Annotated in this window: 1 protein-coding gene and 1 pseudogene; both read right to left on the minus strand. The window is 76.1% G+C overall.

The annotated features are described in order from the left end of the window. Positions 1 to 996, minus strand: a 996-nt coding sequence (locus tag FF36_RS30970) for a ketoacyl-synthetase C-terminal extension domain-containing protein (protein WP_242423005.1), incomplete at both ends; no start/stop codon positions are given. 1 nt (position 997) lies between these two features. Next, positions 998 to 1,208, minus strand: a pseudogene (locus FF36_RS39750) (beta-ketoacyl synthase N-terminal-like domain-containing protein); the annotation flags it as partial.

The raw sequence follows: 1,208 nt of genomic DNA on the forward strand, positions 1-1,208 counted from the left end.
TCGAGGCTGGCGAGCAGGCTTTTGGTGCTGGTCGCGAGGGTGATCGCGCGGTGTGGGAACACGGTGCGCGTCGCCAGCGCCCGGGCCAGCGCCGGAAGCGGTACCCGCCCGGTGTCGCGGATGTCGACGGTGTCGGCGGAGTCGCGGGTGTCGCGGGTGCGCAGGTGGGTGGCCAGGCGGCGGGCCTGGTCGCGTAGCGCCTCGGGGCTGCGCGCGGACAACGGCACCAGTACCGGCAGCGCCTCGACCGCGCCTCCATCGGCTCCCGGATCTCCTGGCCCGGTCGTGGGACCGCCCGCCTCTGCCCGGTCCGCCTCTGCCCGGTCCGCCTCTGCCCGGTCCGCCTCTGCCCGGTCCGCGTCGGCCTGGGCCGGACCGGCGGCGAGGGTGTCCGCGTCCGCGGGGGGCTGTTCGATGATGACGTGGGCGTTGGTGCCGCTGATGCCGAAGGAGGAGACGGCGGCGCGGCGCGGCCGGTCGGTGTCGGGCCAGGGGGTGGGTTCGGTGAGGAGCGCGACGTCCCCGTCGGTCCAGTCGACGTGGGGGCTGGGGGCGTCGACGTGCAGGGTGCGGGGCAGGGTGCCGTGCTGGATCGCGAGGACGGTCTTGATGATGCCGGCGGCGCCGGCGGCGGCCTGGGTGTGGCCGATGTTGGACTTGAGGCTGCCGAGCCACAGCGGTCGGTCGGCGGGCCGCTCGCGGCCGTAGGTGGCGACGATGGCCTGGGCCTCGATGGGGTCGCCGAGCGGCGTGCCGGTGCCGTGGCCTTCGACCGCGTCGACGTCCGCCGGGGCGAGGCCGGCGGCGGCGAGGGCGGCGCGGATGACCCGCTGCTGGGAGGGGCCGTTCGGGGCGGTGAGGCCGTTGGAGGCGCCGTCCTGGTTGACCGCGGTGCCGCGGACCACGGCGAGCACGGGATGGCCGTGGCGTTGGGCGTCGGAGAGCCGTTCGACGAGGAGCATGGTGGCGCCCTCGGCCCAGCCGACGCCGTCGGCGNCGGCGGCGAAGGCCTTGCACCGCCCGTCGCGGGCGAGGCCGCGCTGCCGGGAGAACTCGATGAACTCGGTGGGCGTCGCCATCACGGCCACGCCGCCGGCCAGCGCCAGGTCGGCTTCGCCGCTGCGCAGCGCCTGGGCGGCGAGGTGCAGGGCGACCAGGGACGACGAGCAGGCGGTGTCGATGGTGACCGACGGTCCCTCGAAGCCGAA

Origin of the sequence: Frankia torreyi (assembly GCF_000948395.1) — a bacterium.
In the GTDB taxonomy this organism is placed as follows: domain Bacteria; phylum Actinomycetota; class Actinomycetes; order Frankiales; family Frankiaceae; genus Frankia; species Frankia torreyi.